A 2908-nucleotide genomic window follows, 5' to 3' on the forward strand; every position below is an offset into this window, starting at 1 on the left:
CCCGCAAGCTGGAACGCGACCGCGCCCGGCTGCGCAAGGTGATCAACCTGCGCCCGGTCTAGCCCGGAGGTCAGCCGCTCTCGGGCCGCACGCTGCGGCTGGGTGGCGCGCCTTCGAACTCGGTGAGCACCTGCCGGAAGAACACCCGGATCAGGTGCTGATCGGCCGGTGTTGCGCCGTACAGGGTTTCGATCACCGGATGCAGTGGCCGGCCCGCGTCGACGACCAGCCGGACCAGACCCTGTTCGGCGCATCGGGTGAGGGTGGGCGCGAGGAAGACGGTGGCCTCCGCGACCCGGCCGGAGGCCGACAGGCAAGTGCCGTACAGGAGTTCCGCGTTCAGCAGTGCGCGTGGGCGCGGCTGGTTGGCGATGACTTCCGCGAGCCGCCAGGCCCGCTCGCACGCGGCCTCCACGTCGGTCCCCTCGCGCAGCCGTAGCCGGATCGCGGAATCCTGGGCCAGTTCCGCGGCCACCGCGGACGGGGCGTCGGGGTGGGCCGAGTAGGGCTCGAGGTAGACGAGGTCGCGGCGGTCGCTGTCGGTGATGGACAGGCCCAAACGGATGCGTTCGTTGACGATTCGGGCCGCCAGCCGCGGCAGGTGCAGGTTCGTGGCGAGCTTTGCGCCCTCGCCCAGGCGCTCGTGCACGGTGTCGAAGTCGCCGCGCACGGCGGCCAGGCGGGCGCCGATCCCGTAGCTGGCCATCAGGAATTCGACCGCGCCGCCCTCGACGCCGAACCCGCTGGCGAGCAGTTCCTCGGCCTCGATGAATTGTCCCTTCTCGTACAGCAATTCGCCGAGCAGTGCGCTGGCCAGCCGGGTGGCCTGGGATTGCCCGCCGGTGGGCAGCGCCCCGCCCAGTGCGGTGCGGAATCGGGTTTCGGCGCGGGCGATGTCGAGCTGTTCGTAGGCCGCGCTGCCGTCGATGCAGTCGCAGTAGATCGCCCCGAACGGCCCGCGCACCCGGTCGCGGAACGGTTCGATCCAGCGCTGCCAGCTGTGCACCTCCTCGAAGTCGAAGCGGTACAGCGCCGAGATCATCGCGCCCACCGCCAGGCCGTGAGCCATGAAGGGCCGCACCGAGTCCCGGGCCCGCACCAGTTCCGGTGCGAGCCGCATCGTCTGATCGGTCGCGAACCCGAGCGCGGTCCGCACCAGCTTCGCCTCGAGTTCCAGCGCGGCCAGTTCCCGGCCGTCCGGATCATCCAGGCCGGGGCCGCTCCTGCTGATGCCGTCCCCCTCACCGCTGTTCCCGCCCTCGACACCGCTCTGGCTGACTCCGTCCCCGGCGAGAGTGTTCCCCCCGGCACCTTCTCCCCCTGCGCGACGCGCGGCGAGCGCGGCGTCGGCGCGGTCCAGGGCGGTCGCGGCGGCGGGCGACCGCTGCAGCGCGACGTTCGCCCACGCCAGTTGCAGTTGCAGTCGCGGGTTCGAAAGCGCCAGCGAGCCGGGCAGTTTGGCGTCCAGGCCGAGCAGCGTCCCCATTCGGGACTGTTCCATCAACCGTTCGCCGCTCTCGACCACCAGGTCGACGGCCCGCTGGGGTTCGCCCGCGGCGAGCAGATGATCGACTGCCTCGGTGAGCATGTCGTGGTCGGCGAACCAGTTCGCGGCGGTCACGTGCAGTTCCTCGAGCAGTCCCGGATGCAGCCGGATGAGGCGGTCGCGCAGGAATTCGGCGAACAGCGTGTGGTAGCGGAACCAGCGCAGATCGTCATCGATGCTGCGCAGGAACAGATCTCGCTGCCGCACCTGTTCGAGCATGTCCTGTCCGTGGCTCACCCCGGTGAGCGCCTCGGCGAGATCACCGTTGACGCGTTCGGCGACCGAGGTCCGCATGACGAATTCGAGCAGTTCGGGTTCGAGGGTGTCGACGACGTTCTCCATCAGGTATTCGCCGATGGCGTAGTGGCGTCCGGAGATCTGGTCGATGTACGCGCCGGGATCCTCGCGGTCACGCAGCGACATCGAGGCCAGTTGCAGTGCGGCCGCCCAGCCTTCGGTCGAGGCCCGCAGCCGCTCGACCTCCGCCGCGTCGAGTTTCAGCCCACTGTTGTCGGCGAGGAATTCGGCGGTCTCGGCGTCGTCGAAGCGCAGTGCGGTCTCGTCGATCTCGTCGAGGTCGTCGCGAACCCGCATGCGCCCCAGCGGAAGTCCGGTGCGATTGCGGCTGGTGACGATCAATCGCAGGTGATGGCAGCCGTGGTCGAGGAGGTATTCCATCGCCGCGATGGTGGCCGCGCCCGTGACTCGGTGCCAGTCGTCGATGACCAGCGCGACCGGCTCACCGACGCGGTGGATCTCGTCGATGAGGGTGGTCATGACCCGCCGCGCGGCATCACTCGCGTGCTCTTCCAGCAGTCGTTCCAGATCGGCGGTGATCGCCGGGTGGGCGTGCCGGATGGCCGCCACCACGTGCGACAGGAACCAGACGACATTGTCGTCATCGTCGTCCACGCTCAGCCAGGCGACCCGAACACCCTGTGCGGCAAGCATGTTCACCCATTCGGAGGCGAGCGTGCTCTTGCCGAATCCGGCCGGTCCGTGGATCAGCACCAGTCGCCGGACGGGTCCGGTGGCCAGCCGGTCGAGCAGTCGACGCCGCTGCACGGGCTGCCGCTGCGAACTCGGCGGCCGGTAGCGGGTGGAGGGTGTCGCGGCCATCGCCGGTGCGAGGGCGGCCGCCGCGACGGGCACGGGCGGCGCGACCGCACCGGCCGTGTCCGCGGCGGGCAGCGCCATGGAGTCGACCGCGAGCCCCGCGACGAACTGGATATTGCGCAGCCGATCACCGAATTCGTGTGCCGTGCCCGGCCGCCCAGACCTTGGTAGAGGTGGTAGCTGCCGCGCAGCAGAGCCGAGGCCAGCAGCGACCGGTTCTCGCTCCAGCCCAGGGCCCGCAGCCGG

At 70.2% G+C, this 2908-nt stretch carries 1 protein-coding gene and 1 pseudogene; both read right to left on the reverse strand.

The window, feature by feature from the left end:
• Positions 1–70 precede the first annotated feature (70 nt).
• Positions 71–2743, reverse strand: a complete 2673-nt coding sequence (locus ACWELQ_RS42685) for an AAA family ATPase (protein WP_452402678.1) — start codon at positions 2741–2743, stop codon at positions 71–73.
• Positions 2744–2814: 71 nt separating this feature from the next.
• A pseudogene (locus ACWELQ_RS42690) lies at positions 2815–2908 on the reverse strand (CPBP family intramembrane glutamate endopeptidase); the annotation flags it as partial.

Source organism: Nocardia sp. NPDC004722 (assembly GCF_053601505.1).

What these genes read in the sequence shown, in the direction of transcription:
- ACWELQ_RS42685 (WP_452402678.1), bottom strand. Translation starts at nt 2,743, where the DNA reads ATGGCGCTGCCCGCCGCGGACACGGCCGGTGCGGTCGCGCCGCCCGTG.